The organism is Oceanobacter sp. 5_MG-2023 (genome assembly GCF_030548165.1).
GTDB lineage: Bacteria > Pseudomonadota > Gammaproteobacteria > Pseudomonadales > Oceanobacteraceae > Oceanobacter.
This window is the reverse complement of the sequence record NZ_JAUORS010000001.1, coordinates 154,829-180,206: the sequence shown is the minus strand read 5'-3', so window position 1 is coordinate 180,206 and position 25,378 is coordinate 154,829. Positions and strand designations below refer to the sequence as shown.

General features: G+C 55.1%; 22 protein-coding genes. 15 read left to right on the top strand and 7 right to left on the bottom strand.

The features are described from left to right. The first annotated feature begins 108 nt into the window (after positions 1–108). Genes hemC through Q4551_RS00810 form a run of 4 tightly spaced genes read left to right on the top strand, consistent with a single transcriptional unit; the run spans position 109 to position 4,310 of the window. On the top strand, positions 109–1,050 hold the full coding sequence (gene hemC / locus Q4551_RS00825; protein ID WP_303431207.1) for a hydroxymethylbilane synthase: 942 nt from the start codon (positions 109–111) through the stop codon (positions 1,048–1,050). A gap of 3 nt (positions 1,051–1,053) precedes the next feature. Further along, the gene (locus tag Q4551_RS00820; protein WP_303431206.1) at positions 1,054–1,797 is read left to right on the top strand and encodes a uroporphyrinogen-III synthase; all 744 of its coding nucleotides are present in this window, start codon (positions 1,054–1,056) and stop codon (positions 1,795–1,797) included. Between the two features lie 45 nt (positions 1,798–1,842). Beyond that, positions 1,843–3,099 carry a uroporphyrinogen-III C-methyltransferase gene (locus Q4551_RS00815; RefSeq protein ID WP_303431205.1) on the top strand — a complete coding sequence of 419 codons (1,257 nt, stop codon included), beginning with the start codon at positions 1,843–1,845 and terminating at the stop codon, positions 3,097–3,099. Continuing rightward, the gene (locus Q4551_RS00810) at positions 3,096–4,310 is read left to right on the top strand and encodes a heme biosynthesis HemY N-terminal domain-containing protein (RefSeq protein ID WP_303431204.1); all 1,215 of its coding nucleotides are present in this window, start codon (positions 3,096–3,098) and stop codon (positions 4,308–4,310) included. Before Q4551_RS00815 ends, Q4551_RS00810 begins: the two co-directional genes overlap by 4 nt. Positions 4,311–4,363: 53 nt before the next feature. Here the strand turns inward: Q4551_RS00810 and Q4551_RS00805 are convergent, their stop codons facing one another. From Q4551_RS00805 to ubiD, 4 genes are all read right to left on the bottom strand, one after another. Then, a complete protein-coding gene (locus tag Q4551_RS00805) occupies positions 4,364–5,608 on the bottom strand; it encodes an ABC transporter substrate-binding protein (RefSeq protein ID WP_303431203.1) in 1,245 nt (414 codons plus the stop codon). Between the two features lie 106 nt (positions 5,609–5,714). Next, entirely contained in the window at positions 5,715–6,551 is an 837-nt protein-coding gene (locus Q4551_RS00800; RefSeq protein WP_303431202.1) for a mechanosensitive ion channel family protein, read from the bottom strand. Positions 6,552–6,673: 122 nt separating this feature from the next. Continuing rightward, positions 6,674–7,741: a 2Fe-2S iron-sulfur cluster-binding protein gene (locus tag Q4551_RS00795; RefSeq protein WP_303431201.1), complete on the bottom strand. Its 1,068-nt coding sequence runs from the start codon at positions 7,739–7,741 to the stop codon at positions 6,674–6,676. Beyond that, positions 7,738–9,222, bottom strand: coding sequence for a 4-hydroxy-3-polyprenylbenzoate decarboxylase (gene ubiD, locus Q4551_RS00790; protein ID WP_303431200.1), 1,485 nt, complete (start codon positions 9,220–9,222; stop codon positions 7,738–7,740). Before ubiD ends, Q4551_RS00795 begins: the two co-directional genes overlap by 4 nt. Positions 9,223–9,426: 204 nt before the next feature. Here ubiD and Q4551_RS00785 point away from each other — a divergent pair, with 204 nt between their 5' ends. The 8 genes from Q4551_RS00785 to Q4551_RS00750 all read left to right on the top strand — a co-directional run bounded on the left by Q4551_RS00785 (position 9,427) and on the right by Q4551_RS00750 (position 16,382). Then, entirely contained in the window at positions 9,427–10,122 is a 696-nt protein-coding gene (locus Q4551_RS00785) for a spondin domain-containing protein (RefSeq protein ID WP_303431199.1), read from the top strand. A gap of 10 nt (positions 10,123–10,132) precedes the next feature. Further along, the gene (locus tag Q4551_RS00780; protein WP_303431198.1) at positions 10,133–10,897 is read left to right on the top strand and encodes a spondin domain-containing protein; all 765 of its coding nucleotides are present in this window, start codon (positions 10,133–10,135) and stop codon (positions 10,895–10,897) included. 115 nt (positions 10,898–11,012) lie between these two features. Then, on the top strand, positions 11,013–11,801 hold the full coding sequence (locus tag Q4551_RS00775; RefSeq protein ID WP_303431197.1) for a response regulator transcription factor: 789 nt from the start codon (positions 11,013–11,015) through the stop codon (positions 11,799–11,801). Then, the gene (locus Q4551_RS00770) at positions 11,794–13,437 is read left to right on the top strand and encodes a cell wall metabolism sensor histidine kinase WalK (RefSeq protein WP_303431196.1); all 1,644 of its coding nucleotides are present in this window, start codon (positions 11,794–11,796) and stop codon (positions 13,435–13,437) included. The genes Q4551_RS00775 and Q4551_RS00770 overlap by 8 nt, the downstream gene beginning before the upstream one ends. Before the next feature lie 55 nt (positions 13,438–13,492). Further along, entirely contained in the window at positions 13,493–13,885 is a 393-nt protein-coding gene (locus Q4551_RS00765; RefSeq protein ID WP_303431195.1) for a DUF423 domain-containing protein, read from the top strand. Between the two features lie 76 nt (positions 13,886–13,961). Then, a complete protein-coding gene (gene trmB / locus Q4551_RS00760) occupies positions 13,962–14,690 on the top strand; it encodes a tRNA (guanosine(46)-N7)-methyltransferase TrmB (protein ID WP_303431392.1) in 729 nt (242 codons plus the stop codon). Between the two features lie 120 nt (positions 14,691–14,810). After that, the gene (locus Q4551_RS00755) at positions 14,811–15,104 is read left to right on the top strand and encodes a PA4642 family protein (RefSeq protein WP_303431194.1); all 294 of its coding nucleotides are present in this window, start codon (positions 14,811–14,813) and stop codon (positions 15,102–15,104) included. 516 nt (positions 15,105–15,620) lie between these two features. Beyond that, positions 15,621–16,382, top strand: coding sequence for an SDR family NAD(P)-dependent oxidoreductase (locus Q4551_RS00750; protein ID WP_303431193.1), 762 nt, complete (start codon positions 15,621–15,623; stop codon positions 16,380–16,382). Between the two features lie 218 nt (positions 16,383–16,600). On the opposite strand, the gene Q4551_RS00745 is transcribed toward Q4551_RS00750, so the two are convergent. Further along, on the bottom strand, positions 16,601–17,275 hold the full coding sequence (locus tag Q4551_RS00745; RefSeq protein ID WP_303431192.1) for a TetR/AcrR family transcriptional regulator: 675 nt from the start codon (positions 17,273–17,275) through the stop codon (positions 16,601–16,603). A 52-nt stretch (positions 17,276–17,327) separates the two neighbouring features. After that, a complete protein-coding gene (locus tag Q4551_RS00740) occupies positions 17,328–18,611 on the bottom strand; it encodes an FAD-binding oxidoreductase (protein ID WP_303431191.1) in 1,284 nt (427 codons plus the stop codon). Between the two features lie 264 nt (positions 18,612–18,875). Here Q4551_RS00740 and Q4551_RS00735 point away from each other — a divergent pair, with 264 nt between their 5' ends. Continuing rightward, on the top strand, positions 18,876–20,222 hold the full coding sequence (locus Q4551_RS00735; protein WP_303431190.1) for a glutamine synthetase family protein: 1,347 nt from the start codon (positions 18,876–18,878) through the stop codon (positions 20,220–20,222). A gap of 153 nt (positions 20,223–20,375) precedes the next feature. Next, the gene (locus Q4551_RS00730) at positions 20,376–21,497 is read left to right on the top strand and encodes a polyamine ABC transporter substrate-binding protein (protein WP_303431189.1); all 1,122 of its coding nucleotides are present in this window, start codon (positions 20,376–20,378) and stop codon (positions 21,495–21,497) included. Positions 21,498–21,640: 143 nt separating this feature from the next. On the opposite strand, the gene typA is transcribed toward Q4551_RS00730, so the two are convergent. Next, on the bottom strand, positions 21,641–23,461 hold the full coding sequence (gene typA, locus Q4551_RS00725) for a translational GTPase TypA (RefSeq protein WP_303431188.1): 1,821 nt from the start codon (positions 23,459–23,461) through the stop codon (positions 21,641–21,643). Between the two features lie 381 nt (positions 23,462–23,842). Here typA and glnA point away from each other — a divergent pair, with 381 nt between their 5' ends. Then, positions 23,843–25,249, top strand: coding sequence for a glutamate--ammonia ligase (glnA, locus tag Q4551_RS00720; protein ID WP_303431187.1), 1,407 nt, complete (start codon positions 23,843–23,845; stop codon positions 25,247–25,249). The last annotated feature ends 129 nt before the right edge of the window (positions 25,250–25,378 follow it).

Here is a 25,378-nt window from a genome sequence, read left to right as displayed (position 1 = left end):
GATCCGGGTAATTTCAGCTGACGCGCCAGCACTGGTATGATTTGCAAATGTCTCATATCGGTGGTCTGCCAGCCAGGCCACCATACTTCCCGTCGAATAAGGATCATCATGTCATCAGCTCGTCTGCTCCGTATTGCCACCCGTAAAAGTCCTTTGGCCCTGTGGCAGGCTGAACATATCAAGGCCCGCTTGATGGCCTTGCATAAAGATCTGGAAGTAGAACTGGTGACCTTCTCCACCCAGGGTGACAAGATTCTCGATACACCGCTGGCCAAAATTGGCGGTAAAGGATTGTTCGTCAAGGAATTGGAAGTCGCCATGCTGGACGGCCGTGCCGATATTGCCGTGCACTCAATGAAAGACGTGCCGATGGAATTTCCGGAAGGGCTGGAGCTGGGCGTGATTTGTGAGCGGGAAACCCCTCTGGACGCTTTTGTCTCCAATAACTACAGCAGTGTCGACGAACTGCCACAAGGGGCAGTCGTTGGTACCTCAAGCCTGCGGCGTCAGTGCCAGTTGCAACAACAGCGGCCGGATTTACAGATTCGCTCCCTGCGTGGCAACGTCCAGACGCGCCTGGGCAAACTCGATGCCGGTGAATTTGATGCCATTATTCTGGCTTCTGCCGGACTGCTGCGGATGGAAATGGGTGATCGCTTGACGGCATCCCTCTCGGCCGAGCAGTCCTTACCTGCCGGTGGCCAGGGCGCATTGGGGGTTGAGTGGCGTTGTGATGATGAGATTGCCCAGACACTGATCGCTCCTTTGGCCCATGCCGATACCACCGACTGTGTGCTGGCCGAACGGGCCTTGAACCGTCGTTTGCAAGGTGGTTGTCAGGTGCCCATTGCCGCCTATGCAGAATTACAAGGCGACCAGCTGACCTTGCGGGGGCTGGTGGGCTCCGTCGATGGCAGCAAGGTGCTGACCACGGAACAGCAGGGCAACAGGGCCGATGCAGAGATACTGGGTATCCTGGCAGCAGAACATCTGCTGGCCCAAGGGGCTGGCGAGATCCTGACCGAAGTCTACGGTCGTGAGGTACGCTAGGCTTTGACAACGATTCTGGTGACCCGCCCCGAGGGTCAGGCCGATCACCTGATCGCCGCTCTGGAGCAGGCCGGTTATTACTGTCTGCATCGGCCATTGATGGCGATTGAGGCGGTGGCCGAGCACAGTGAGCACGCGCGTTTGGCCCGTGCCCGGATGCTCGATCTCGACCTCTACCAGCACGTGATTGCCATCAGCGCCAACGCAGCCCGGTCGGGGCTGGAATGGCTGGATACGTATTGGCCCCAGCCACCGCTGGGAGTGCACTGGTATGGTGTTGGCCCAGCCAGTACCGAACCCTTCTGGCAGTACGGTCTGGAGGCCAGCTGTCCGGCCAGCCGATATGACAGTGAAGGACTGCTTGCATTACCTGCCTTGCAGCAAGTGGCAGAACAACGCATTCTGATCTGGCGGGGTGTTGGTGGTCGGGAAACACTGGCGACGACATTACGTGCGCGTGGCGCTTGTGTCGACTATGCCGAGCTGTATGAACGGCGACCGCGGCAGTACAGCAGTCACGATTGGGACGTGACACTCGGTACCCGTCCATGGCTGCTGCTCAGCAGTGGCCAGGCCTTGGATATTATAGAAAGGCAGGTGCCCACGTTGGCTAACCGGATTGCCGGGCTGATACTGCCCAGTGAGCGGATTGCCGAACAGGCACGGGCCAAAGGCTACGATCCGGTATTGGTTCCCGCCAGTGCCAGGGATGACGACATGCTCAGCTGCCTGGCGGCGCAGCTGTAACCCGATAATCAGGTCGCTAGCGGCGGCGGTGACAGGAAAACAGACGTGGACAACAACAAAGACAAGCAAACAACAGACGATGCGGGTGCTGACGCCCAGGTAACGCTGGACAAAGAGCAAGCTCCCGCAGCCTCGAGCGACAGAACGACGGCGTCGACGGATAAAAAAGCGGCGTCGAAAAAGACCCGACCGGATGCGCAAGCAGGCAAACCCGACAAGGAAAACACCCCTGGACGGCGATCGTCATTGGCAATCTGGCTGCTGGTTATTCTGGTGTTACTGTCACTGGCCGTCTCGGCGGCTGTGGTTTGGTATGGGTTGCAACAGCATCAACAGCTGGGCCAGCTGCAACAGCAGTTGCAAGGCATGGCACAACAGACGCAGGCTGATCGCCAAACCCTGAATACACTGGGTCAGCGCCAGCAGCAACAGGATAGCGGTGATCGGGCTTTGCAAGACCAGCTGGCCACGGTATCCCGTCAGGCGCAGCATAATGAACAACGGCTGGCCGGGCTGGCCGGTTCCGATCGTCAGGACTGGCTCCTGGCCGAAGTGGAATACCTGCTGCGATTGGCGAATCAACGCCTGAACCTGGAGCGTGATGTTACCGGAGCGGCCGCCATGCTGGTGGCTGCCGACAAGGTGCTGCTGGAAATCAACAACCCGGCCTACGATAACGTCCGGACTAAAATAGCCAGCGAGATCCAACAGCTGCGCCGGGTGCCCGGTGTCGACAAGGTCGGTGCGATTGCCCGCTTGCAGGCGATGCAGGATTCTTTGGATCAGGTTGACTGGTTGCCACAAGTGCGGTTGCCATCAACAGCCTCCGACGCCAATACAACCCTGGCCGGAGCCGCTCAAGCCTGGTACCAGCAGCTGTTTGATGAGCTGAAACAAGGACTTGCCCAGGTGGTACGGATACGTCGTCAGGACAGCCCTGTCGATATTCCCATGGCACCGGAGCAGGCTTATTACCTGCAACAGAATGCCCACCTGATGCTGGAACAGGCCCAGCTAGCGATGTTGCGTGGCGATCAGAACCTGTACGACAACAGCCTTGGCCGCGTTAAAGGCTGGGTTGAACGTTATTTGCCCAAGCAAGATCAGGCGGTGCTGGCATTACGCCAGTTGCTGGGCGAGCTGCAACAATGGCAGGTGAGTCCGGCGGTACCGGATATCAGTGCATCCTTGCAGGCTCTGCGTGCACGTATGGTTCTGGATGAAACAGAATACAGCCCGGAGCAACAGCCAGTGGCTCCTGCTGCCAAGGCGACCACTGAGCCGCAAGGAGCACAGCCATGAAGCGCTGGTTGCTGTTTTTTGTAATTACCCTGGTGGTGGCTCTGGGGGCAGGGTCTCTGGCGGGGCAGGATTCAGGTTATGTCCTGCTGAGCTGGCATCATTACAGCCTTGAAACCAGCTTGTGGTTCTTTTTGTTACTGCTTGGCGTCATGCTGGTGGCGGTGTATTTCTTATTCCGTTTCAGCCTGGTGATGCTGGGTTCCGACTGGCGTTTTAATGAATGGCGGCGCAGTCGCCGTACCGCCCGTGCCCGCAAGCAAACCACCCGTGGTCTGTTGTCGCTGGCATTGGGGCAGTGGCCAAGGGCTGAACGTTTGCTGACACGTTCGGCAACTGATACCGATATGCCGCTGATCAACTATCTGGCCGCCGCCCGTGCGGCGTATGAACAAGGCAAGCACGACACCACCGATGAGCTCTTGAGTGCTGCCAGTAAAAGCACCCGCGGGGCTGATTTGGCGGTTGGTATTTCCCATGCCCAGTTGCTGATCTCGCGCGGCCACAAAGAGCAGGCCCTGGCGGTTCTGGTCAGCTTGCGCGACCGTTATCCCCGTCATAGCTACTTGCTTAAATTGCTGGTGCGGCTGTATCAGGATCTGGAAGACTGGGTGGCGTTACACGAATTACTGCCGATTCTGGGCAAGGCTGGCAAAGCCGGAAAAATTCCGGAAAGCAAGCTCAAGGAACTGGAAGAAAAAGTCTATTTGCAGCTGATCGACCGTACAGCCAAGGCGCAGCAAAGCAAGGACCCGGTAGCGGCCTTGAAGAAACTGTATCAGTCGATGCCCCGACACTGCCGCCGTCAGGGGGATATTCTGTTGCACTACACCGATACCCTGCATGAGCTGGGAGAGGATGAGCAGGCCGAAGTGGATTTGCGTAACGGGCTGGCGTACGTTTGGCGTGATGACTTGCTGCTGGCCTACGCCAGACTTAATGGTGCGGATGCCCGCAGACGTTTCCTCTTTGCAGAAAAACAACTGCAGGAACGGCCGAATGATCCGGTACTGTTATTGATTCTGGCGCGCCTGGCGCTGCGTCTTGAGCAACCGGAGCGGGCCAGAGAGTTTTTGCTGATGGGATTGAAGCTGAAAAACCTGCCCGGACTAAACGCCGAAATGGGCAAGTTACTGGTGCAAGAACAGGATCATGTTGGTGCCAGCCGATACTTCCAGCAAGCCCTGGCGCAGCAGGACTGCCAGTCCGGCTAGTGTTTACCTCTGGTCAAACCCGATCCGCTCCCTTGAGCGGATCGATCATACGATCATTTCAGCGTGAGCGACTTGCCCGCTGCCTGTCGGGTGGCTGACCATTCTTCATAGGTTTTGGCCGCCGTCTTACCCGGAATACTCAGCAGGACTTCAAAGTAGTCTTCATTAAACTTGTCTGCCAGTACCGTCGCCCGGTGTTTGCCTTTGACGACATACACGGACTGTACGCTCTGGTGGTCAAAATCGCGCCAGGTCTGTGGGTCCTTGACGCCGGTATAGGTGTGGTTTTCCAGAGCGGAAATCAGACGGCTGCTACTCAGGCTACCGGTGCGTTCTACCGCCGCTTTGAATTCATAGACAATATTGTAAGCCGAGGCAGCGGAGCTGGAAGGGTATTTCTGGAAGCGATCGGCAAAGCGCTCAACAAATTGCTGGCCCTTTTCAAAGCCGTACAGATAAGGCACCTGCCAGGTCCAGGGCACGGCACCAATAACGTCTTCCAGAATGCCAGCACCGGCGGAGATGGCCATACCCAGCGTCAGGTTGGGCACCACAATGGTCATCTTGTCTTTCAGGCCCATGCGATAGGCTGCCTTCAACGTGCTGGCCATATCGTCACCAAACTGAACCAGCATCAGCACATCCGCATTGGCGCGTTCTGCTGCTTCCAGAGCACTTTCAATATCTGCCTGCTTCGGGCGTGGAAAAGGTACCAGAACGCCGGGGTATTTGTTTTTATCCTGGGTATTGGTGAAGGTGCGCAGGGAGCCTTCGGTGGAATGGCCCCAGCTGTAGTCGGCGGTCAGATAAAACACTTTTTTACCGGCCAGACTCTGGTTCAGATAAAACGCCAGTGCTTTGGCGGCCATCCAGGCGTTGTAGGTTTCACGAAACATATAACGATGGCCTTCCTCGTCTGTGGTTTCGTTGGCATAGGTCAGGGTGCCAAAATAGATCAGACCCTGACGGGCAGCCTCTTTACCGGCGGCAATGGCCACGGCACTGGAAGAGCCACCAAACAGCATCGAGACCCCTTGGGACGACAGCCGCTTGACGTTTTCGACAGCTTTATCCGGCTTGGATGCGGTATTGGCCGTAATCAGTTCCAGTGGACGGCCCAACACACCACCTGCGGCGTTGATTTCCTCAACGGCCAGCAAGGCACCACGGGCCTGGGCGATTCCCTGTTCTTTATAGGGGCCAGTCGAGGGGTAGTTCAACCCCAGTTTGATGGAGTCGGCGGCCTGAGCGGTGAGCGCAGACAACGCAAGTGCGGTGAGCACAAAGCAACGATACATGGCGATAACCTTCTTATTATTGTTATTACATCTTGAGTCTTTTCAGCGACCAAGGCGTTACGCCATTGGTCGCATAATCGAGCGGGTGTAGAGGCGGGAAACTTGCTTAATCGACTTTGTTGAGATGAACGTCCATTTGCGGGAACGGAATTTCAATTCCTTCGGCGTCAAAACGTAATTTGATGGCTTCCGTCAGTTCCCATTTAACCACCCAGTAATCGGCTGCTTTTACCCATGGGCGTACAACAAAATTAACGGAGGAATCGGCCAGCTCGGACACCGCTACGGTGAAGGCCGGGTCTTTCAGGATACGCTCGTCATTACCCAGCATCTCGGTCATGATCTTTTTGGCCAGCAGCAGGTCGCTGCCGTAGGAAATACCCACGACCATATCCAGACGGCGGGTTGGTTCTTCCGAATAGTTCACCATGGTGTTACCAAAAACATTGGCGTTGGGCACGGTGACTACCCGGTTGTCCGGAGTTTTCAAACGAGTACTGAAAATGGTGATCTTGTTGACGGAACCGGCGACACCACCGACTTCAACGTAATCCCCCAGCTTGAACGGGCGGAAAACAATCAGCATGACACCCGCAGCAAAATGCGACAGTGAATCCTTCAGGGCCAGACCAACTGCCAGGCCGGCGGCACCCAGCAAGGTGATCAGTGAGGTTGTATCCAGACCCAGCTGCGACAGCGAGATCACCACCACCAGCACCATCAGCAGTGCCCGCAGTACCGTGCTTACAAAATCTGTCAGGATCGGTTCAACCCGGGCCTTGACCATCATGCCGGTGATGGCTTTCAGCACCAGATTGGCGACCATGCGGCCGGCAAAAAATATCAGTAACGCCAGAACAATCTGGGTACCCCATGGCAGCAGATATTCTGCCCAGATGTTTTCCGTAGATAATGAACTTCCGAATTGATTTAGCCAGTCCACAAATATTCCTCAATAGATTGGCGATGCCTGGAAAGCCTCGCCTGGTTTGCCATCGCTGGTCGGTGATTGCCGGTCAATAATAGAACGGCGTGTATTCTCGGCTGATGTGGCTGTCTTGTCGGTCAGGCTTTGGGAGGCCGTGGCGCATAAGCCAGTACATCGGAGTGCAGATTGGTCTCGCCAAGACCCAGCGGTTCCAATTGCTCTAGAGTACCGTAGACCATATTAGGGGAACCGCAAGCAAAGACATGGACCCCGGAGAGGTCTTTGAAGTCGTGCTGTATCACCTGATAGATCCAGCCAGCCCGTCCGTGCCAGCCATCGGCCTGTTCTTCCAGTATAGGATGGAAATGCAGATTGGGATGATCATGTGCCCATTGTTGGGGTAAATCGGCCATATAGAAGCCGTCAGCGCTGCGGTTGGACCAATACAGGTGGGTTTCTTGTGCCGGAGCCAGCGCCAGAATACCTTCTGCCAGTGCCTTGATCTGGGCAAAACCGGTGCCCGCCGCAAGCAGCAGGATCGGTTTGCCAGCACAGGCCCGCAGCTGGGTGGGGGAGATAAAGCAGTCACCCATCGGCAAGGTGGCTGAAATCGTTGGCTGGGTTTGCAGCTGTTTGATCACCTGTGCGGCGGTGTCGCTGGTGTTGGCAATATGCAGCTGCAAGGCCCGTGGCTCGGAGCCGGTGAGGCTGCCCGGGGCGCTGGCAATAGAGTAGGGGATTTTCCGTTCGCTGCCGTCGGTGCCGGTGATATGTAACAGCAGATACTGGCCAGGCCAGAAATCCAGTGCCTTGCCTGCCGGAGCCAGCAGCTCAACGACATATACTTCCTCCGTCAAGGGGGTGACGGCTTGGACTTGCATGGCCAGGATAACCTGGTCTTTGCAATCCGGGTGCTGAATATTAGCCATAACAATCTGGGTATCCGTTTGGGGCATCGCTATACAACATAATACCCGATTGCTTTGATCAAGTATTTGCTGGCCAATGAGATTATTGAATTTTAGAGAGCCGGCCAGCCAACGACCAGCACAGACTTCACAGACGCCGTTTTTGCAGGCGGTTTTCATCTTGATGCCATGTTCATGAGCCGCATCCATCAGGGTCTGATCAGTGCGGCAAGGCATGGTCACCTGATTTGGTAAAAAGGTAACCGTTACCGTGGTGACGGGTTGCACACTGTTCACTGGCTGTCGTCCATGGGGTCAAGACCGAGTTCCGACCAGATTTCATCAATATGGGCAACCACCTCTGGGTCTTTGACGATCGGTGTGCCCCATTCCCGGGTGGTTTCACCGGGCCACTTGTTGGTGGCGTCCATTCCCATTTTGGACCCCAGACCAGAGACCGGCGAAGCAAAGTCGAGGTAATCGATAGGCGTGTTCTCGATCAGGGTGGTATCCCGTGCCGGGTCCATACGGGTGGTAATCGCCCAGATCACGTCTTGCCAGTCGCGGGTATTGACGTCGTCATCCACCACGATGACAAACTTGGTGTACATGAATTGCCGCAAAAACGACCATACCCCCATCATTACGCGCTTGGCGTGACCCGGGTACTGCTTTTTCATGCTGACAATGGCCATACGGTAGGAGCAGCCTTCCGGAGGCAAATAGAAATCAACGATTTCCGGAAACTGCTTTTGCAGAATCGGCACAAACACCTCGTTCAGGGCAACACCCAGAATGGCGGGTTCATCCGGTGGCCGACCGGTGTAGGTGCTGTGATAAATCGGATCGCGGCGGTGGGTAATACGCTCGACAGTGAATACCGGGAACTGATCCACCTCGTTGTAGTAACCGGTGTGGTCACCGTACGGCCCTTCCGGGGCCATGTCACCAGCATGGATCACGCCTTCCAGCACAATCTCGGCACTGGCGGGCACCAATAGCTCATTCCCAATACTCTTCACCAGCTCGGTTTTGCTGTCGCGCAGCAGTCCGGCAAATGCGTATTCACTCAGGGTATCGGGCACCGGAGTGACTGCACCCAGAATCGTGGCCGGGTCGGCCCCCAGTGCGACAGTGACGGGAAACGGCTCGCCGGGATGGGCTTTTTGCCATTCCAGAAAATCCAGCGCCCCACCTCGATGACTGAGCCAGCGCATAATGACCCTGTTCTTGCCGATAACCTGCTGGCGATAAATACCAAGATTATGGCGTTCCTTGTGTGGGCCTTTGGTGATCACCAGGGGCCAGGTAATCAGCGGTGCGGCGTCTCCGGGCCAGCAATGCATCACCGGAATCTTGCCCAGATCCACGTCTTCACCTTCGATGACCACCTGCTGACAAGGGGCCTTTTTAATCACGCTTGGGCCCATGGTTAATACTTTCTTGAAGATCGGCAGCTTTTCCCAGGCGTCCTTCATGCCCTTGGGTGGCTCCGGCTCCTTCAGAAAAGCCAGCAGCTTGCCGACCTCCCGCAGTGCTGCAACTGAGTTCTCGCCCATACCCATGGCGACCCGCTTGGGGGTACCAAACAGATTGGCCAGCACTGGCATTTCGTAACCTTTGGGGTTTTCAAACAGCAGTGCCGGGCCTTCTGCCCGTAATACCCGGTCGGCGATTTCGGTCATTTCCAGATGGGGATCGACGGGGTAGCGGATGCGCTTGAGCTCACCCTGCTTTTCGAGTTGGTCAATAAAGTCACGAAGGTCGTTGTATTTCACGCGGCTGCCTCACTTTCAGGAAGAGGCATGATAGCAACGGGGCGGGTTAATGAGCCAATAGGCTGTGATACTTCTGTGATAACCCGGACGACTCCGTAACACTTCCGGGAGGACTGCAACCGGCTCCAGGCATCATTCTGAACGGGTTGTTCAGCAGGCTGTTGGCAGGCTGCGAACCCTAACCCAATGATGGAGAGCATGATGATGAATTTACGTACAACGCTGCTGGCCGCCGCCATAAGCACTCTGGCGATCCCGGCAATGGCAGCCGACTTGACCGTAGAAATCACCAACCTGACGCGTGGAATTGCCTTTACGCCGTTGCTGGTAGCTGGTCACGATGCCGATACGGCGCTGTTTATGCCGGGTGAAGCGGCCAGTGCCAACCTGCAAAAAATGGCTGAAGGTGGTGATATCAGCGGCTTGTCGGCGGATGTAACCGGTGCCGGTGGTGTCATCGTCGACAATCCAGCCGCCGGGTTGTTGCTGGCAGGACAGTCAGCCAGCACAGATATCGACACCGGTATGAATACCCAACTGTCGATTGTGGCCATGATGCTGCCCACTAACGACGGCTTTGTTGCTCTCAACAGCCTTGAGATTCCAACACTGGCGGGGACCTATTACTACGACCTCAACGGCTATGACGCCGGTACCGAAGCCAATGATGAAATGCGGGGCAGCGGAGCACCGGGCGAAGCCGGATTCCCGGTTCCTGAACCTCTGGATGCCAGCATTGGCATATCGGCAACAGGCATTGCTGCAGTAGCGGAAGAATTTGTTCATATTCACCGCAATGTGCTGGGCGACAGCGATCTCAGTGGCGGTGTCAGTGATATCGATTCAACAGTACACCGCTGGTTGAACCCGGTGGCCCGTGTGACCTTGACGGTCAAGTGAGGTGATTAAGATGATTCTGATACGCAAGCATGTCGGCCTGGTGCCGGTCTTGGCCAGCGCGGTGCTCTTGAGCGGTTGTTTGGCTGATGACGATAACAACAGCAGTAACAGCGCGAGCGACGCTGAACAAACCAGCAACAAAACCTTTGCCGTCACCGTGACCAATGCCACGGCCGGGCAACCCCTGTCGCCACTGGCAGTGGTGGCACATGGGGCCGGTTATCACACCTTGGTGACCGGCACGGCCGCCAGTATTGAGCTGGAGCAATTGGCCGAAGGCGGCGATAACAGCGCCTTGCTGGCCGCTGCCAACAGCAACCCGGCGGTGTACAGCAGCCAGAGCGGCGAGGGGGTCGTTGTGCCGGGCGGTACGGCAACGCTGACCATAACGCTGGATGGCATAAGTGTAGACAGCATGGGCGCCACGGATGAGAGCATCTTGCTGAGTATTACCAGCATGCTGGTGAATACCAACGATGGGGTGATTGCCGCCTCTGCGCTGGACGTGACGCAGCTGGCAGTGGGGTCATCGCTTCAGGTAACGGCCAACAGCTACGACGCTGGCACCGAAGCCAATACCGAATCGTCGACGACCATTCCTGGCCCGGCTGCCGGTGGCGAAGGGTTTAATGCCAGTCGAGATGATCGGCAAGACCGGGTGACGCTGCATGCCGGTGTGGTCACGCAGGACGATGGCCTGGCCAGCTCGGCACTGACGCACGTCCATCGTTGGGATAACCCTGTGGCCTTGATCACCGTGACCCGGACAGAGTGAATCCGGATACCTCGGTGTGACGCATGTCCGGGCCGCCGCTGACAGGTTTTGTAAGAACCCGAGGCTGCGTGCGACCAAGGAAACAAGGAAAACAGCCACCGCCCGGAGACCCGCCATGCCTGCGCCACTCACTTCCGCCACTGACCCGACGACGCCCGCCGGAGCCACTGAACGTGGCCTGGTCTCGGCCTCTGCGGCGCTGGCCCATCGTATTCTGGTGATTGAGGATGAGCCCGATATTGCCAATTTACTGGCCTTGCATTTACGCCAGCAGTACCACCATGTCCAGGTAACTCACGATGGTCAAGCCGGGTTTGAACTGGCCTGCCAACAGGACTGGAGCCTGATTGTGCTGGATTTACATTTGCCGGGAAAAGACGGCCTGGAAATCTGTCGTGACCTGCGCGGTCGGGGTCACACCGTACCTGTGCTGATGCTGACCAGCCGTTCCAGTGAAATGGACCGGGTGCTGGGGCTGGAAATGGGAGCCGACGACTACTTGCTAAAACCCTTCAGTGTGATTGAGCTGATGGCCCGCATCAAAGCCATCTTGCGCCGGGTACAAACCGAGCGGGCCGGTCGGGAGCCGACCGCGTCAGTGGATGAACTGGTCAGCCAGTCGCACCGTCTGGTGCTGAACCTGCGCCAGCATCGCATCAGCAAGGCGGGCAAGGTGCTCGACCTGACGGGCAAGGAATTCGATCTGCTCAGCTATTTTATGCAGCATCCGGAAGATGCCTTCTCCCGCGCCCATTTGTTAAACCGCATCTGGGGGCAAGGGCAAGAAGGCTACGAACACACGGTCAACACTCACATCAATCGCCTGCGTGCCAAAATCGAAGACGACCCGACCCGGCCCCGCATTATTGTGACTGTTTGGGGGGTGGGGTATCGCCTTGGATAAGCCGGATCATACGTACCGCCATCCGCTGAACCCGAAACCCTCCAGCCGGGTGATGGCACTCGGGGGCCGTCTGTTTACCCGGCTGGCATTGGCGTTGCTGCTGATTCTGGTGATGCTGGGCACCTTGCTGCTGGGACTGTCGGGCTATATGAGCCAGAACCACAGTCTGAATGTGTTGCAACAGCTGAATCAGCCGGTCGCCGGTTATGTGACGCGACAACAGCCGCTGCTGGATGCAGCCGGCGTGGTGGACGAGCAAGCCCTCGACCAGTTGGCCGGGCATGCCATGGTGCTGAACCCGGCCCTGGAAATCTACTTGCTGGACGCCAACGGCCAGATCCTTGGTCATCGTCTGCCGCCTGACCAGGTGCATTTGCAGCGCGTGGCGCTGGCTCCGATTCAACAGTATCTGCAACCGAACGCCCGTTACCCTGTGCTGGGCGATGACCCCAGTAATCCGCAGCAGCGCAACATCTTCTCCGTGGCCGCTATTCCGGCATCTCCAGCCTCCATACTGACCGCCAGCAGCGGCGATGCTGACGCCAGCGGAGCCAGACCACTCGGTTATGTTTACGCCGTTATTGGGGGCCAGCACTACCGGCAGTTGCATGAGTCGGTTTTTTCCAGCTACACCTTTACGCTGGGCAGCTGGCTGATGGTCGGCAGTATTGTCACCGCCGTGCTGGTGGGGTTGTGGATATTTTTTGTGCTGACCCGGCGGCTGACCCGCTTGCGGCAAGCTGTCTTGCGTTACAACCTGCTCTACCCGGATATGTCGGTGATGCAGCCATTGCTGCAAAAAACACCGCAGCCGTCGGATGAAATTGGCCAGTTGACTCTCGCTTTCCAGCAGATGGCGGCACATATTCAACAGCAGTTCAGCCGGGTGCAGGCACTCGACAGCAACCGGCGGGAACTGATTGCCAATGTGTCCCACGATTTACGCACCCCGCTGGCCAGTATTCAGGGGTATATCGAAACGGCCTTGCTCAGGTTGCACGACGGCCCGCAGCAAGCGGAGTTGCGAGGCTACCTGGACATTGCCAGCCAGCAGAGTCAGCGGTTGTCGCAACTGATTAACGAGTTGTTTGAACTGTCGCTGTTACAGGCCGACAACGCCGAGCCCAATAGCGAACCGTTTTCCTTGCTGGAGCTGGCCCATGACTGTTTGCAGGAATTTCGCCTGAAAGCGCAACAGCAAGGCGTCGAACTGGATTTGCAAGGCCAGCAGCACGACAGTTATGTGGTGGCGGATATCGCCATGATACAACGGGTACTGCAAAACCTGATCGACAATGCCTTGCGCCACACGTCATCCGGCGGCTCGGTGGTGTTGCAGATCCAGGCGCTTGAGGGTGCCACCCGGATTGAAATCCGCGATACCGGTATCGGCATCCAGCAGCACGATATTCCACATATTTTTGAGCGCTATTATCAGGCCAGCCGCTCGCAAACCATGGCCTCAACCCCCACAGGGCAGGCCAAGCGACAAGGCAGTGGCCTCGGGCTGGCGATCGTCAAACGCATTCTGGAATTGCATCAAAGCCGTATCGATGTGGAATCGGTACCAGGAACGGGCACCTGCTTCCGTTTTGAACTGGCCAACTCATTGCCAGCCCGGGAAGCTACCCTGTGACGTAACGCCATGCCTCCTCTATAATGCGCCATTGTTTTTCCGACGGAGCCGAACCATGCAGGCACGAACCACCCTGATGCTGGCCGCTATTGCCGGATTCCTGGGCGTAGCGCTCGGTGCTTTTGGTGCCCATGGCCTGAAACCCCTGCTGTCGGCACCAATGATGACGGTGTATCAGACCGCCGTTGACTACCATCTGCTGCACGCCGCGGTGTTGCTGGGCCTGGGGGTTTGGCAACTGCACCAGCCGCAGGTCTGGCTCAATCGGGCGGCGCTGTTTATGGTGGCCGGACTGCTGCTGTTTTGCGGCAGCCTGTACGCCATGGTGCTGCTGGATTTACGCATGCTGGGCATGATTACCCCGATTGGCGGCGTTAGCTGGCTGATTGGCTGGGGCTTGTTGTTTATCGCGGCCCGTTCGATGACGACTTCTACTTCCATTGATTAACGTTAGGCATTCCTGAGTGACAGAACACGAGTCCAACAACCTGAACGACCATCTTCCGGCCGATGCCGCCACTGCCTTGCCTGAAGAGGATGAAGTCGCGGCGGAACAAGCAACGGCGGACGACAAACCCGTTTATCGCCGGGGTATCAAAAGCTTTGTGATCCGCGCTGGCCGCCTGACCAAAGGGCAAGAGCTGGCACTGGAGCGCAAGTGGGCCGAGTGGGGGCTGGAACTGGCCGATGGCCCGATTGTTCCGGCGGATGTGTTTGGCCGTGATGCCCACACCGTGCTGGAAATCGGCTACGGCATGGGTCAGTCACTGGTGGCTATGGCCGCTGCGGCACCAGAGAAGAACTTTATCGGTGTTGAAGTGCATTTGCCCGGTGTCGGCTCGCTGCTCAACCTGGCAGAAGAAGCCGGTGTCACCAATGTGCGCAGTTACAAGGACGATGCCATCGAGGTTCTGAAGCTGATTCCGGATAACAGCATTGATACGGTGCAGCTGTTTTTCCCTGATCCCTGGCACAAGAAAAAACACCACAAACGCCGGATCGTACAAACCGGATTTGCCCAGACCCTGCGCCGTATTCTCAAGCCCGGTGGCATCTTCCATATGGCTACCGACTGGGAAAACTACATGGAGCACATGATTGAGGTGATGGATGCACAGGCGGGTTATGACAATATCGCCGGCCCTGGCCAGTGTGTTGAGCGCCCGGATGACCGACCACTGACGCGGTTTGAAAAACGCGGTCAGGGTAAAGGCCATGGTGTCTGGGATATGAAATACCGCAAGATTGACTGATCGTTGATCGCCCACGATCATCACTCAGGTCGATAATCCGGCGGCACCAATAATGCCGCCCCCGACTTACTATTTGATAACGTCTGGCCGCTGATTGCCGACGTCCGACGGAGCATACCGATGCAAAAGAAAGATAAAGAAAAAGTATTTGGTGGTGACTGGAGCGAAGACCAGTTGAGCACCTTTCTTGACGTTCCCAGCTACGATGGTGACAGCGCCGATTATATCGGTGCCATCCGCGCCTATCGTTACATGGTGCCTGGTACCTTTGCCCAGTATATCGAGTTGTTCAAGGCCAAAGGTCACGACCTGAATGCCACCAATGCTGCCGGTGAAACCATTCTGGCGACCATCAGCCAGCATAAACAAGGCGCAGAATACGCCGAGATCCTGAAGGATGCCGGAGCTGTCTGATCATGGTGATCAACCTGAGTGAACGATGTGCCAGCTGGCGGCTGATTGGCTGTCGGCGGGTTCGGTCACTCAGGTCTGAATGGATTGTATTAAACTATCGGCCGTTAGCTGGATGTCAGCGTCGTCGGTAGTGTTCCCACTGTTATTTTCCCCCATCCCCGGGTGCTTGTTATCGCCGGATATCGCGGTTGATTGTCTGGTGTCTGCTCTCGCTCTTGTTCTCGCTTTCTGTTTGTCACTACATCGGCACCAGACCGTCCAGATAACGGACGTTATCGGCACTAATGGCTGTATACCGTACATGCTTGCTCAACTTCAGTGGTCAGGCTGTACCGATGAGGTAGCGAGGTAGCGTAGTAGTTAAGTAGTGAAGTTAGGTAAAAGATAATTGAACCTGTCGCAGCACCACACCCCCCAAAACAGACGCGTAATTGGTGCCATTTGGATACTTCTCAGCACGGAGTCTCCAGTAGATACTAATGCTCTCTATAGATGACATAAAACGGATGTGAATGCATGAAAACGATACTGATAACAGGTGCCACATCGGGTATTGGACTGGCTGCGGCACAGCACATCAGGCAGCAGGGCCATCGAGTGCTGATCACCGGCAGGAGGCCGGAGCGTCTGGAGGTTGCACTGACGGCTCTTAACGGGACAGATCAAGATCACAAGCAGCAGGATACACCTGCGGCTCGTGGTTATTGCTGTGACCAGACAGACGTAACGGCGATCACACAACTGTCGGAATTGCTGTTGGCAGAACGGTACCAGCTGGATGCCCTGATCCTGAATGCCGGTATCTTTTTGCCACAAGCCTTTGAGTCCTTTACAACAACAAACCTGCAGCAGCAATTAAACAGCAACCTGCTGGGGCCATTACAGACCTTGTATGAATTGCTGCCGGTATTGAACAACCCGGCGAGTGTGGTGCTGGTCTCGAGCATTGTGGCGGACAAGGCCTTTGCCAATTGTACGGCCTATGCCGCCAGCAAGGCTGCACTGGAAGGGGCCATGGGCCCATTAAATCTGGAGTTGGCCAGCCGTGGTATACGGGTTAACTGTTTGCGACCGGGCATTACATTAACCGAAATCCAGTCCAAGGCCGGGATGAATGAGGAAGCGTTGGCACAGCTGACAGAAAATATGAAATCCACACTGGCCGGACGCATCCTGCAGCCAGACGATATGGTGGCAGCACTGGAATATCTGGCGTTGGGTGGCAGTAGTGCGGTCAGAGGGCTGAAGTTGCAGGTGGATGGCGGTTATTGCCTGTGATCCCGTTGTGTCTGGTCGGTAGCCTGCCGCGATGGCTGATGGCTGATGGCTGATGGCTGATTGATGGTAGATGGCTGATCGAAAGTGGCCAGGCTGATAATTAAGACGCCCCTGAACGGCTTAACCGCGGAGCAACCGATACACTGCTGTTGCCGTTTCGACAGCCATTACCAGTCGACCCTGTTTGTTTTCACGTGGAACAATGCCAACACCTGCGGCTACAACGTCGGGTGCCCAACGGGCAAGTGATGCTGTAACAAGGCATGCAGACACAGGTGTAAATCATCCAGTGTCCGCCGCGCCCGCTGTGGGTTCTGGTGTACGACCACCAGAAATACGCTGTGGCTGACCTCCAGATAAAACCGCCCCAGCCGTTCACGTTCGCGAATATGGCTCTGGATTCCCATACGTTTGAATATCACCGCCATATGATGGATCACCAGGTCGTCGTGTTGTTCATCCAACTGGCGTAATTCGGGGACCGAAAACATGGCTTGCACCAGTGTCAGTACGGCCTTCTGGCGTTTGTAGACTTTTAAATGGCGCTCCAGCACCTTGTTGAGTAACTGTTCCAGCGGCAGGGTTTCAACCGGTAGCTGGGCAATACCGAGCAAGGCTTGCTCGACATCTTCGAGCCAGCGTTGGCCCATGGCATACAGAATGGCGTGCTTGTTGGGAAAGTAGTGATACAGCGAACCTACCGAAATCCCCACCGCTTTGGCAATCAGAATGGTGCTAAGGTCATCCAGTCCCACTGTTTCCAGCAGTTCAGCCGTGATATCAATGATCTCCCGTGAGCGTTTGCGTGAGCGCCGTTGCATCGGCTCGCTGCGAGGTTGCAGGTTTTGCTGACGCTGTGAACGGGGGTTGGCAGGGGCTGGTTCATCACTCATTGGTGCAGGGGTTCCTCGTCGATAGTGATCCGGGCAACAGGCTCAATATGGATCAGAAAAAGCGGTCGCGCAGGGAATAATACAGCATTCCAGCCACCAGTCCGGGCCAGCGCAACAGGGTACCACCGGGAAAGCTTGGCGTCGGCACCGCGGCAAACTGATCAAAACCCTGGGCTGACCCGGCGAGGGCATCGGCCATCAGCTTGCCACCCAGGGTGGCAAGAGCAACGCCGTGACCGGAATAACCATGGGCAACAAACAGACTTTGATCCACGCGCTCAAAGTGTGGCATACGGTTCAGGGTAATGGCGAGGGTACCACCCCAGCCGTAGTCGATACGGTACTGTGCCAGCTCAGGGTACAAGGCCAGCATATGCTGCTGCACAAAGGCGCGAATATCGCTGGGGAAGCGTGAGGTATAGGTTTCGCCACCCCCCCACAGCAAACGGTTGTCACCCGATAAACGAAAATAATTGATGACAAAGCGGGAGTCTGCCACCGCTACATCGGCGCGATTAATCCGTTGGACGAGGTGGTCCGGGAGCGGCTCGGTGGCGAGAATAAAATTGTTGATGGGCATGATCTTGCCCGCAATGCGTTTTTCCAGAGGCCCGAGATAGCCATTGCACGCCAGCAATATATATTGGCAGGAGACGTTACCCACGCTGGTACTTACCTGGGTTGTTCGGCCCGATTGATAGTCTGTTACCCGGCTGTGTTCATACAGTTGGACACCGGCTTGCTCGGCGGCAGTCGCCAGCCCCAGCGCGTAATTCAGCGGGTGCAGGTGCAGGGCATTGGTGAAATGTTCTCCACCGTAATAACGCTCGGTACCCAGCATCTCCTGTACATCGGCGGGCTTGATGTAAGCCACGTCCTGATAACCCAGGACCTCCTGTTTATAGGCTACTGCGGCTTCAATGTCGGCGCTGTGACCCGGTTTGGCGGCGACATGTAACACGCCATGTTTAAGATCACAGTCAATCTGATGCTTGTTGATGAGTGTTCTGACCAGCTCGACCGAATCCAGCGACATCTGCCACAAGGCGTCCGCTGTGGGGCGGCCGACTTTTGCGGCCAGATCCTCATGCGCCATATTCAGGCCTTGGCAAACCTGGCCACCGTTGCGGCCAGAAGCACCCCAGCCGATTGATTCCGCCTCCAGCAAGGCGACCGACAAGCCGTGTTCGCGCAGCTGCAGTGCTGCCGACAAGCCAGTGTAACCACCACCAATGACACACACATCGGCCTTGATGTCCCCTTTCAGTGAGGGGTAGGCGCTGACACGATTGGCACTGGCGCGATAGTAGCTGCCGCGATCTGATTGTGTGTGCATGGTCTTGCTCCAGCTGTCGGATGATCTGTCTGGCGCTACCGTAGCACAATAAAATCCGAATGATAATTCGGTTTTTATTGTGCTGACAAAATCGCCAAATTGAGCAATTATCGAGCAGGTTGCGTTGCTCTTGCGGGCTTTTTGACATAGCCTTAAACCGAATTATTGTTCGGTTTGAAGATGAAGATCAAACACGAATCGCTATCCTACCGACGCTGGTTAATTGGCCAGCACAACCAGAACCTACTGCAGGACAGGTGAATTATGGAAGCCGTCGAACGCTTTCTGAAAGAAAATGGCATTACTGAAGTTGAGTCTACTTTTCCCGATATGACGGGTAATGCCAGAGGCAAGTTTTATCCTACGCGCAAATTCCTGACCGAAAATGGCGGTCATATTCCGGAATGTTTACTGGTACAAACGGTGAACGGAGAGTGGGCCGACAATCACTATGATCTGGTCGATCCGGCGGATAAAGACATGCTGCTGGTGCCGGACCCATCGACGTTGCGTATTGTGCCCTGGGCCGATGAACCCACCGCTCTGGTGATTAACGACTGTTATACCTCCGATGGTAAACACCACCCGCTATCAAGTCGCTCGGTACTGCGCCGGGTCTTGGCACTGTATGAAAAAGAAGGCTTGCGACCGATTATTGCGCCAGAGGTCGAGTTTTACCTGGTACAGAAAAACAGTGATCCGGATTACGAACTGAAACCAGCCATGGGCCGTTCCGGCCGTCGTGAAAACGCGCGCCAGTCTTACAGTATTGATGCGGTAAACGAGTTTAACCCGGTGATCGACACCCTGTACGCCTACTGCGACGAGTTGGGTCTGGATGTGGATACCCTGATTCATGAATCAGGGGCCGCACAAATGGAAATCAACTTCCTGCATGGTGATGCCATGAGCCTGGCAGACCAGGTGTATATCTTTAAACGTGCATTACGTGAAGCGGCCCTGAAACACGATATGTACGCCACTTTTATGGCCAAGCCGATGCAAAGTGAGCCAGGCAGCTCGATGCATATCCATCAAAGCCTGCTCGACGCCAATACGGGCAAGAATATCTTTGCCGGAGAAGGGGATGAGCTGTTCTCAGCAACCTTTTATCACTATGTTGGCGGTTTGCAGAAATTTACCCCGGCGGCGATTCCTTTTTATGCCCCTAATGTGAATTCCTACCGCCGTTTTGTGCCGGAAATCGCTGCGCCGGTTAATTTCAAATGGGGAATCGATAACCGCACGGCAGGATTACGTGCCCCCAAGGCTCCCAAGGATGCCACCCGAATTGAAAACCGCTTTGCCGGGTCAGACTGCAACCCGTATCTGGCCATCGCGGCCAGTCTGGCGTGTGGTTATCTGGGGATGAAACTGGGTATCAAGGCGGAAGCTCCGGTCGAGGCGCTGGCGGCTCATGAAGGGGATCTGGTGGCGGTCTCACGTACACTGGAAGAAGCCTTGCGCTTGCTGGAAGAATGTCCAGAATTGCAAGAAGTGATCGGAGAGCACTTTGTTAAGGGATATATCGGCGTCAAGCGTGCTGAATTTGAAACCTTCAACAAGGTAATCAGCTCCTGGGAGAGAGAGTTTCTGCTGATGACGGTCTAACGAACGTTTCATCGGTGTTGTTCGATAATAGATAGAGCGACGACGTAACGCTCGAAAATGTAGTTCTCGATGCATTAACGCTGGATGAAGTATCCGTAAACCAAGGCAGGGCCATCAGGTTCTGTCCCTTATTCATACAAGGGAGATCACGATATGACGTACGTAACCCGGTCACGCCTGCCACTATTGTCAGCCACTATGCTGATAGGGCTTTCTGGTTTGACACCGCTTGCCCAGGCAGAAGGCGTACTGAACTTTTATAACTGGTCTGACTATATTGGTGAAGAAACCATCGCCAATTTTGAGCAGGAAACCGGTATCAAGGTGAACTACGATGTGTACGACAGCAACGAAACCCTGGAGGGCAAGTTGCTGGCGGGTAATACCGGTTATGACCTGGTGGTACCGACGTCGAACTTTATGGCATTGCAAATCAAGGCGGGTATTTTTCGCAAACTGGATAAAAGCCAGCTGCCGAATCTGAAAAACCTGGATGCTTCCTTGTTAACGTCATTGCAGAAAAAAGATCCGGGCAACCAATATGGCGTGCCGTATTTATGGGGTACCACCGGGATTGGTTACAACCCGGCGATGGTTGCTGAAGTGTTGGGCGAAGAGGCTCCCGTCGATAGCTGGGAGCTGGTATTCAACCCCAAATACATGGAAAAACTGGCTGACTGCGGCGTTTCCTTTATGGATTCCTCCGACGAAATGTATCCGTTTGTGATGTTGTATAACGGCGATGATCCAAACAGCACCGACAAGAAATACTTCAGCGACGATGCCAGAGCGACCCAAACCCTGAAAGCGGTACGGCCCTACGTCAAACAGTTCACGTCATCCCAGTACATCAGCGATCTGGCAAATGGTGACAGCTGTGTCGCTGTCGGTTACTCCGGTGATGTGTTTCAGGCAGCCTATAACGCTGAAGAAGCAGACAACGGTGTTGAAGTGGTCTACAGCATTCCGAAAGAAGGCTCGGAAGTCTGGTTTGATATGCTGTTGATTCCGGCGGATGCCAAAAACGCCGAGAATGCCCACAAATTCATCAACTATCTGTTGCGCCCGGAAGTGATTGCGGAAGTAACCGATTATGTCTGGTACGCCAATCCGAATACCGCTGCAACGACACTGATTGACCCTGAGATTGCCGCTGATCCGGCAATTTATCCGACTCCCGATGTGTTGGAGAAGCTGTTTGTCAGTAACGAAGAAGACCCTAAAGTGGCACGTATCCGTAACCGCAGCTGGGCCAATATCAAAGCCGGACGTTAACGGCGAGAACAAGCGGCAAAGGAAAGCCAGCACGTTATAGATATAGAACAGTAGCCACAAAAAAGCCCGTTTGAGTTTCCTCAAACGGGCTTTTTATCGTTCAGTCTGGCGCATAAACCGGCATTTGAAGGCCGGTTATGAGATCAGGCTGTTTTTTTCGGCTTGGAGCGCTTGCGTTCATTTTCAGTCAGCAATTTCTTGCGCAGACGAATGCTGGTAGGAGTCACTTCGACCAGTTCATCTTCTTCGATGAATTCCAGAGCCTGTTCCAGCGTGTGACGGACTGGAGGGGTCAGGTTAATGGCTTCATCAGTACCGGAAGCACGGACGTTGGTCAGCTGCTTGGCCTTGGTCGGGTTAACCACCAGGTCGTTGTCGCGGCTGTGCAGACCAATGATCATGCCTTCGTAGACTTCCAGGCTTGGGGCTACAAACAGGCGACCACGCTCTTGCAGGGTGAACAGGGCATAGCCCAGTACCTTGCCCGGTACCATGGAGACCAGTACGCCGTTGTGGCGAGTAGAACCCAGGCTGCTGAGCACAGGACCGTAGTGATCAAACACGTTGGTCAGGATGCCGGAGCCAGAGGTCATGGTCATGAACTGCGAACGGAAGCCGATCAGGCCCCGTGCTGGCATGATGAACTCAAGACGGGTGCGACCCTTGCCATCCGGTACCATATTGGTCATCTCGGCGCGACGGTTGCCCATCTCTTCCATGATGGAACCCTGGTGCTCGTCTTCAACGTCGATAACCACTTGTTCGTATGGTTCTTGCAGCTCGCCGTCGACGATTTTCTGGACCACTTCGGGCTTGCCGATGGCCATTTCGAAGCCTTCGCGACGCATGGTTTCAATCAGTACCGACAAATGCAGTTCGCCACGACCAGAAACCTTGAACTTCTCAGGGCTGTCGCCTGGCTCAACACGTAATGCCACGTTGTGGATCAGCTCTTTGTCGAGACGGTCCTTGATATTACGTGAAGTAACGTACTTGCCTTCTTTACCGGCGAACGGTGAGTCATTGACCTGGAAGGTCATGCTGACTGTTGGTTCGTCGACGGTCAGGGCAGGCAGGGCTTCAACATGACCGACCGCACACAGGGTATCGGAAATGTTCAGGCCTTCAATACCGGAAACACAGACGATGTCACCAGCGGAGGCTTCTTCAACGGCAACCCGGTTCAGACCGTGGAAACCTTTTACTTCCAGCAAGCGGCCCTTGCGGATCTTGCCTTCAGCAGAAATCAGCTGAATGTCAGTACCTGGCTTGAGCTTGCCGCGGGAGATACGGCCAACACCGATAACACCGACGAAGCTGTCGTAGTCCAGTGCCGAGATTTGCATCTGGAACGGGCCATCAAGATCGACAGGTGGCGGGGTTACATGGTCGACGATCATCTGGAACAGTGGCGTCATGTCTTCGGCCATATCATCCGGATCTGTACCGGCGATACCGTTCAGGGCGGAGGCGTAGATAACCGGGAAGTCGAGCTGTTCATCGGTGGCACCGAGACGGTCGAACAGATCAAAGATCTCGTCCATTACCCAGTCAGGGCGAGCGCCAGGGCGGTCGATCTTGTTGATCACCACGATAGGACGCAGGCCACGCTCAAACGCTTTTTGGGTAACAAAACGGGTTTGTGGCATCGGGCCGTCGACGGCATCGACGAGCAGGCAGACGGAATCTACCATGGACATCACACGCTCAACCTCGCCACCGAAGTCGGCGTGTCCTGGTGTGTCGACGATGTTGATTCGGTAGTCGTTCCAGCGAATAGCAGTGTTTTTCGCCAGAATGGTAATACCGCGTTCTTTTTCCTGATCATTCGAGTCCATGACTCGCTCGCCACCTTGGTCTTTACGATCCAGGGTGCCGGATTGCTCCAGCAGTTTATCGACCAGGGTAGTTTTACCGTGGTCAACGTGAGCAATAATGGCGATGTTTCTGAGATTGTCGATCACAACAAAAGCCTTGGTTAAAGTTTGTGCAAAATTGGCGGCCGATTATACCTGACTTCGGATCGATGCGTGATGTCAATTTCATTATAAGAAAAGCGCTATTAATGTAGGCGTGGATATTGGAAACTGGTTGTATGAACCTCTAACGGGCACGCAGTCTGACTGGGGTCATATAAAATCAAGCAAAATGCACCAATATGGATCTATTTTGTTTGTCAGGCACCTGAAGTGTGCAAAAAAGACGATTATGGGATCGGATATACCCTGAATACCGTGAGGTTTTCTGCATGCCTCTAAATGGCACGCGAATTGCTCCTTTTTCGGGCATGGTAGCAGGGGCTGGACCCCATTATCGGATATGAAACAGCATCTGGAGATAAGTAAATGTCAGAGAACACTCTGAATCTGATCAAAGAAAATGACGTTAAGTGGGTTGACCTGCGTTTTACCGATTCCAAAGGTAAAGAGCAGCATGTAACCATTCCTGCCAGCTATGTCGACGAAGAATTCTTCGAAAATGGCCAGATGTTTGATGGCTCATCCATCTCCGGCTGGAAAGGCATCAACGAATCCGACATGATCCTGATGCCGGATGACACCACGCCTTTCATGGACCCCTTCACTGAAGATGCAACGCTGGTTCTGCGTTGCGACATTATTGAGCCTAGCACCATGCAAGGCTATGAGCGCGATCCCCGTTCTGTGGCCAAGCGCGCTGAAGAATACCTGAAGTCTACTGGTCTGGGCGATACTGCCTTCTTTGGTCCAGAGCCAGAATTCTTCATGTTTGATGATGTTCGCTGGGGTCAGGACATGACCGGCAACTTCTACAAAATCAATTCTGACGAAGGTGCCTGGGCAACTGAAGCCGTTACCGAAGGCGGCAACCTGGGTCACCGTCCACGCGTCAAGGGCGGTTACTTCCCTGTTCCTCCAGTCGACAGCCACCACGACATCCGTGCTGCCATGTGTAACACCATGATGGCTATTGGTCTGGACGTTGAAGTACATCACCACGAAGTAGCAAACGCCGGCCAGAACGAAATCGGTGTTAAATTCAACACGCTGGTGAAAAAAGCCGACGAAGTGCAAATGATGAAATACATCGTGCACAACGTTGCCGCTGCTTATGGCAAAACAGCTACTTTCATGCCGAAGCCAATCGTTGGTGACAACGGTTCCGGTATGCACGTGCACCAGTCTTTCTGGAAAGATGGTGAAAACCAGTTTGCCGGTGACGTTTATGCAGGACTGAGCGAAACAGCTCTGTACTACATTGGCGGTATCATCAAGCACGCCAAAGCGTTGAACGCGTTCACCAACCCGTCAACCAACTCCTACAAGCGTCTGATTCCTGGATTCGAAGCCCCGGTCATGCTGGCATACTCTGCCCGTAACCGTTCTGCTTCTATCCGTATTCCTTACGTTGCGTCTCCTAAAGGCAAGCGTATCGAAGCCCGTTTCCCTGATCCGACTGCCAACCCATACCTGGCATTCGCAGCCATGCTGATGGCTGGCCTGGACGGCATCAAAAACAAACTGCACCCTGGCGATGCAGCAGACAAGGATCTGTACGACCTGCCTGCTGAAGAAGCCGCAGCTATCCCACAAGTGTGTGGCAGCCTGCGTGAAGCCCTGGACAGCCTGAAAGCTGACAGCGACTTCCTGACAGCTGGTGGTGTATTCACTGAAGATATGATCGAAGCTTACGTCGACCTGAAAATGGAAGATGTTTACCGCGTTGAACATACCACTCACCCGGTTGAGTTCGATATGTACTACTCCGTTTAATCTTCGGATGAACGGGTTGTCATAAGGAAAGGTCGCTTCGGCGGCCTTTTTTTGTGGCTTACTATTGTTGTTTGCAGCCGCCACCAAATAAAGACATGGCGCTATGGCTGCTGAGGACTATGGTGTTAG

Excerpts from the sequence above, each read along its gene's own strand:
- Q4551_RS00745 (WP_303431192.1), bottom strand. The coding sequence starts at position 17,275 with ATGAGTGATGAACCAGCCCCTGCCAACCCCCGTTCACAGCGTCAGCAA.
- Q4551_RS00740 (WP_303431191.1), bottom strand. The coding sequence starts at position 18,611 with ATGCACACACAATCAGATCGCGGCAGCTACTATCGCGCCAGTGCCAAT.
- Q4551_RS00765 (WP_303431195.1), top strand. The coding sequence starts at position 13,493 with ATGCAGGCACGAACCACCCTGATGCTGGCCGCTATTGCCGGATTCCTG.
- Q4551_RS00780 (WP_303431198.1), top strand. The coding sequence starts at position 10,133 with ATGATTCTGATACGCAAGCATGTCGGCCTGGTGCCGGTCTTGGCCAGC.
- Q4551_RS00805 (WP_303431203.1), bottom strand. The coding sequence starts at position 5,608 with ATGTATCGTTGCTTTGTGCTCACCGCACTTGCGTTGTCTGCGCTCACC.
- Q4551_RS00785 (WP_303431199.1), top strand. The coding sequence starts at position 9,427 with ATGAATTTACGTACAACGCTGCTGGCCGCCGCCATAAGCACTCTGGCG.
- hemC (WP_303431207.1), top strand. The coding sequence starts at position 109 with ATGTCATCAGCTCGTCTGCTCCGTATTGCCACCCGTAAAAGTCCTTTG.
- Q4551_RS00810 (WP_303431204.1), top strand. The coding sequence starts at position 3,096 with ATGAAGCGCTGGTTGCTGTTTTTTGTAATTACCCTGGTGGTGGCTCTG.
- Q4551_RS00735 (WP_303431190.1), top strand. The coding sequence starts at position 18,876 with ATGGAAGCCGTCGAACGCTTTCTGAAAGAAAATGGCATTACTGAAGTT.
- Q4551_RS00730 (WP_303431189.1), top strand. The coding sequence starts at position 20,376 with ATGACGTACGTAACCCGGTCACGCCTGCCACTATTGTCAGCCACTATG.
- Q4551_RS00775 (WP_303431197.1), top strand. The coding sequence starts at position 11,013 with ATGCCTGCGCCACTCACTTCCGCCACTGACCCGACGACGCCCGCCGGA.
- glnA (WP_303431187.1), top strand. The coding sequence starts at position 23,843 with ATGTCAGAGAACACTCTGAATCTGATCAAAGAAAATGACGTTAAGTGG.
- Q4551_RS00750 (WP_303431193.1), top strand. The coding sequence starts at position 15,621 with ATGAAAACGATACTGATAACAGGTGCCACATCGGGTATTGGACTGGCT.
- Q4551_RS00755 (WP_303431194.1), top strand. The coding sequence starts at position 14,811 with ATGCAAAAGAAAGATAAAGAAAAAGTATTTGGTGGTGACTGGAGCGAA.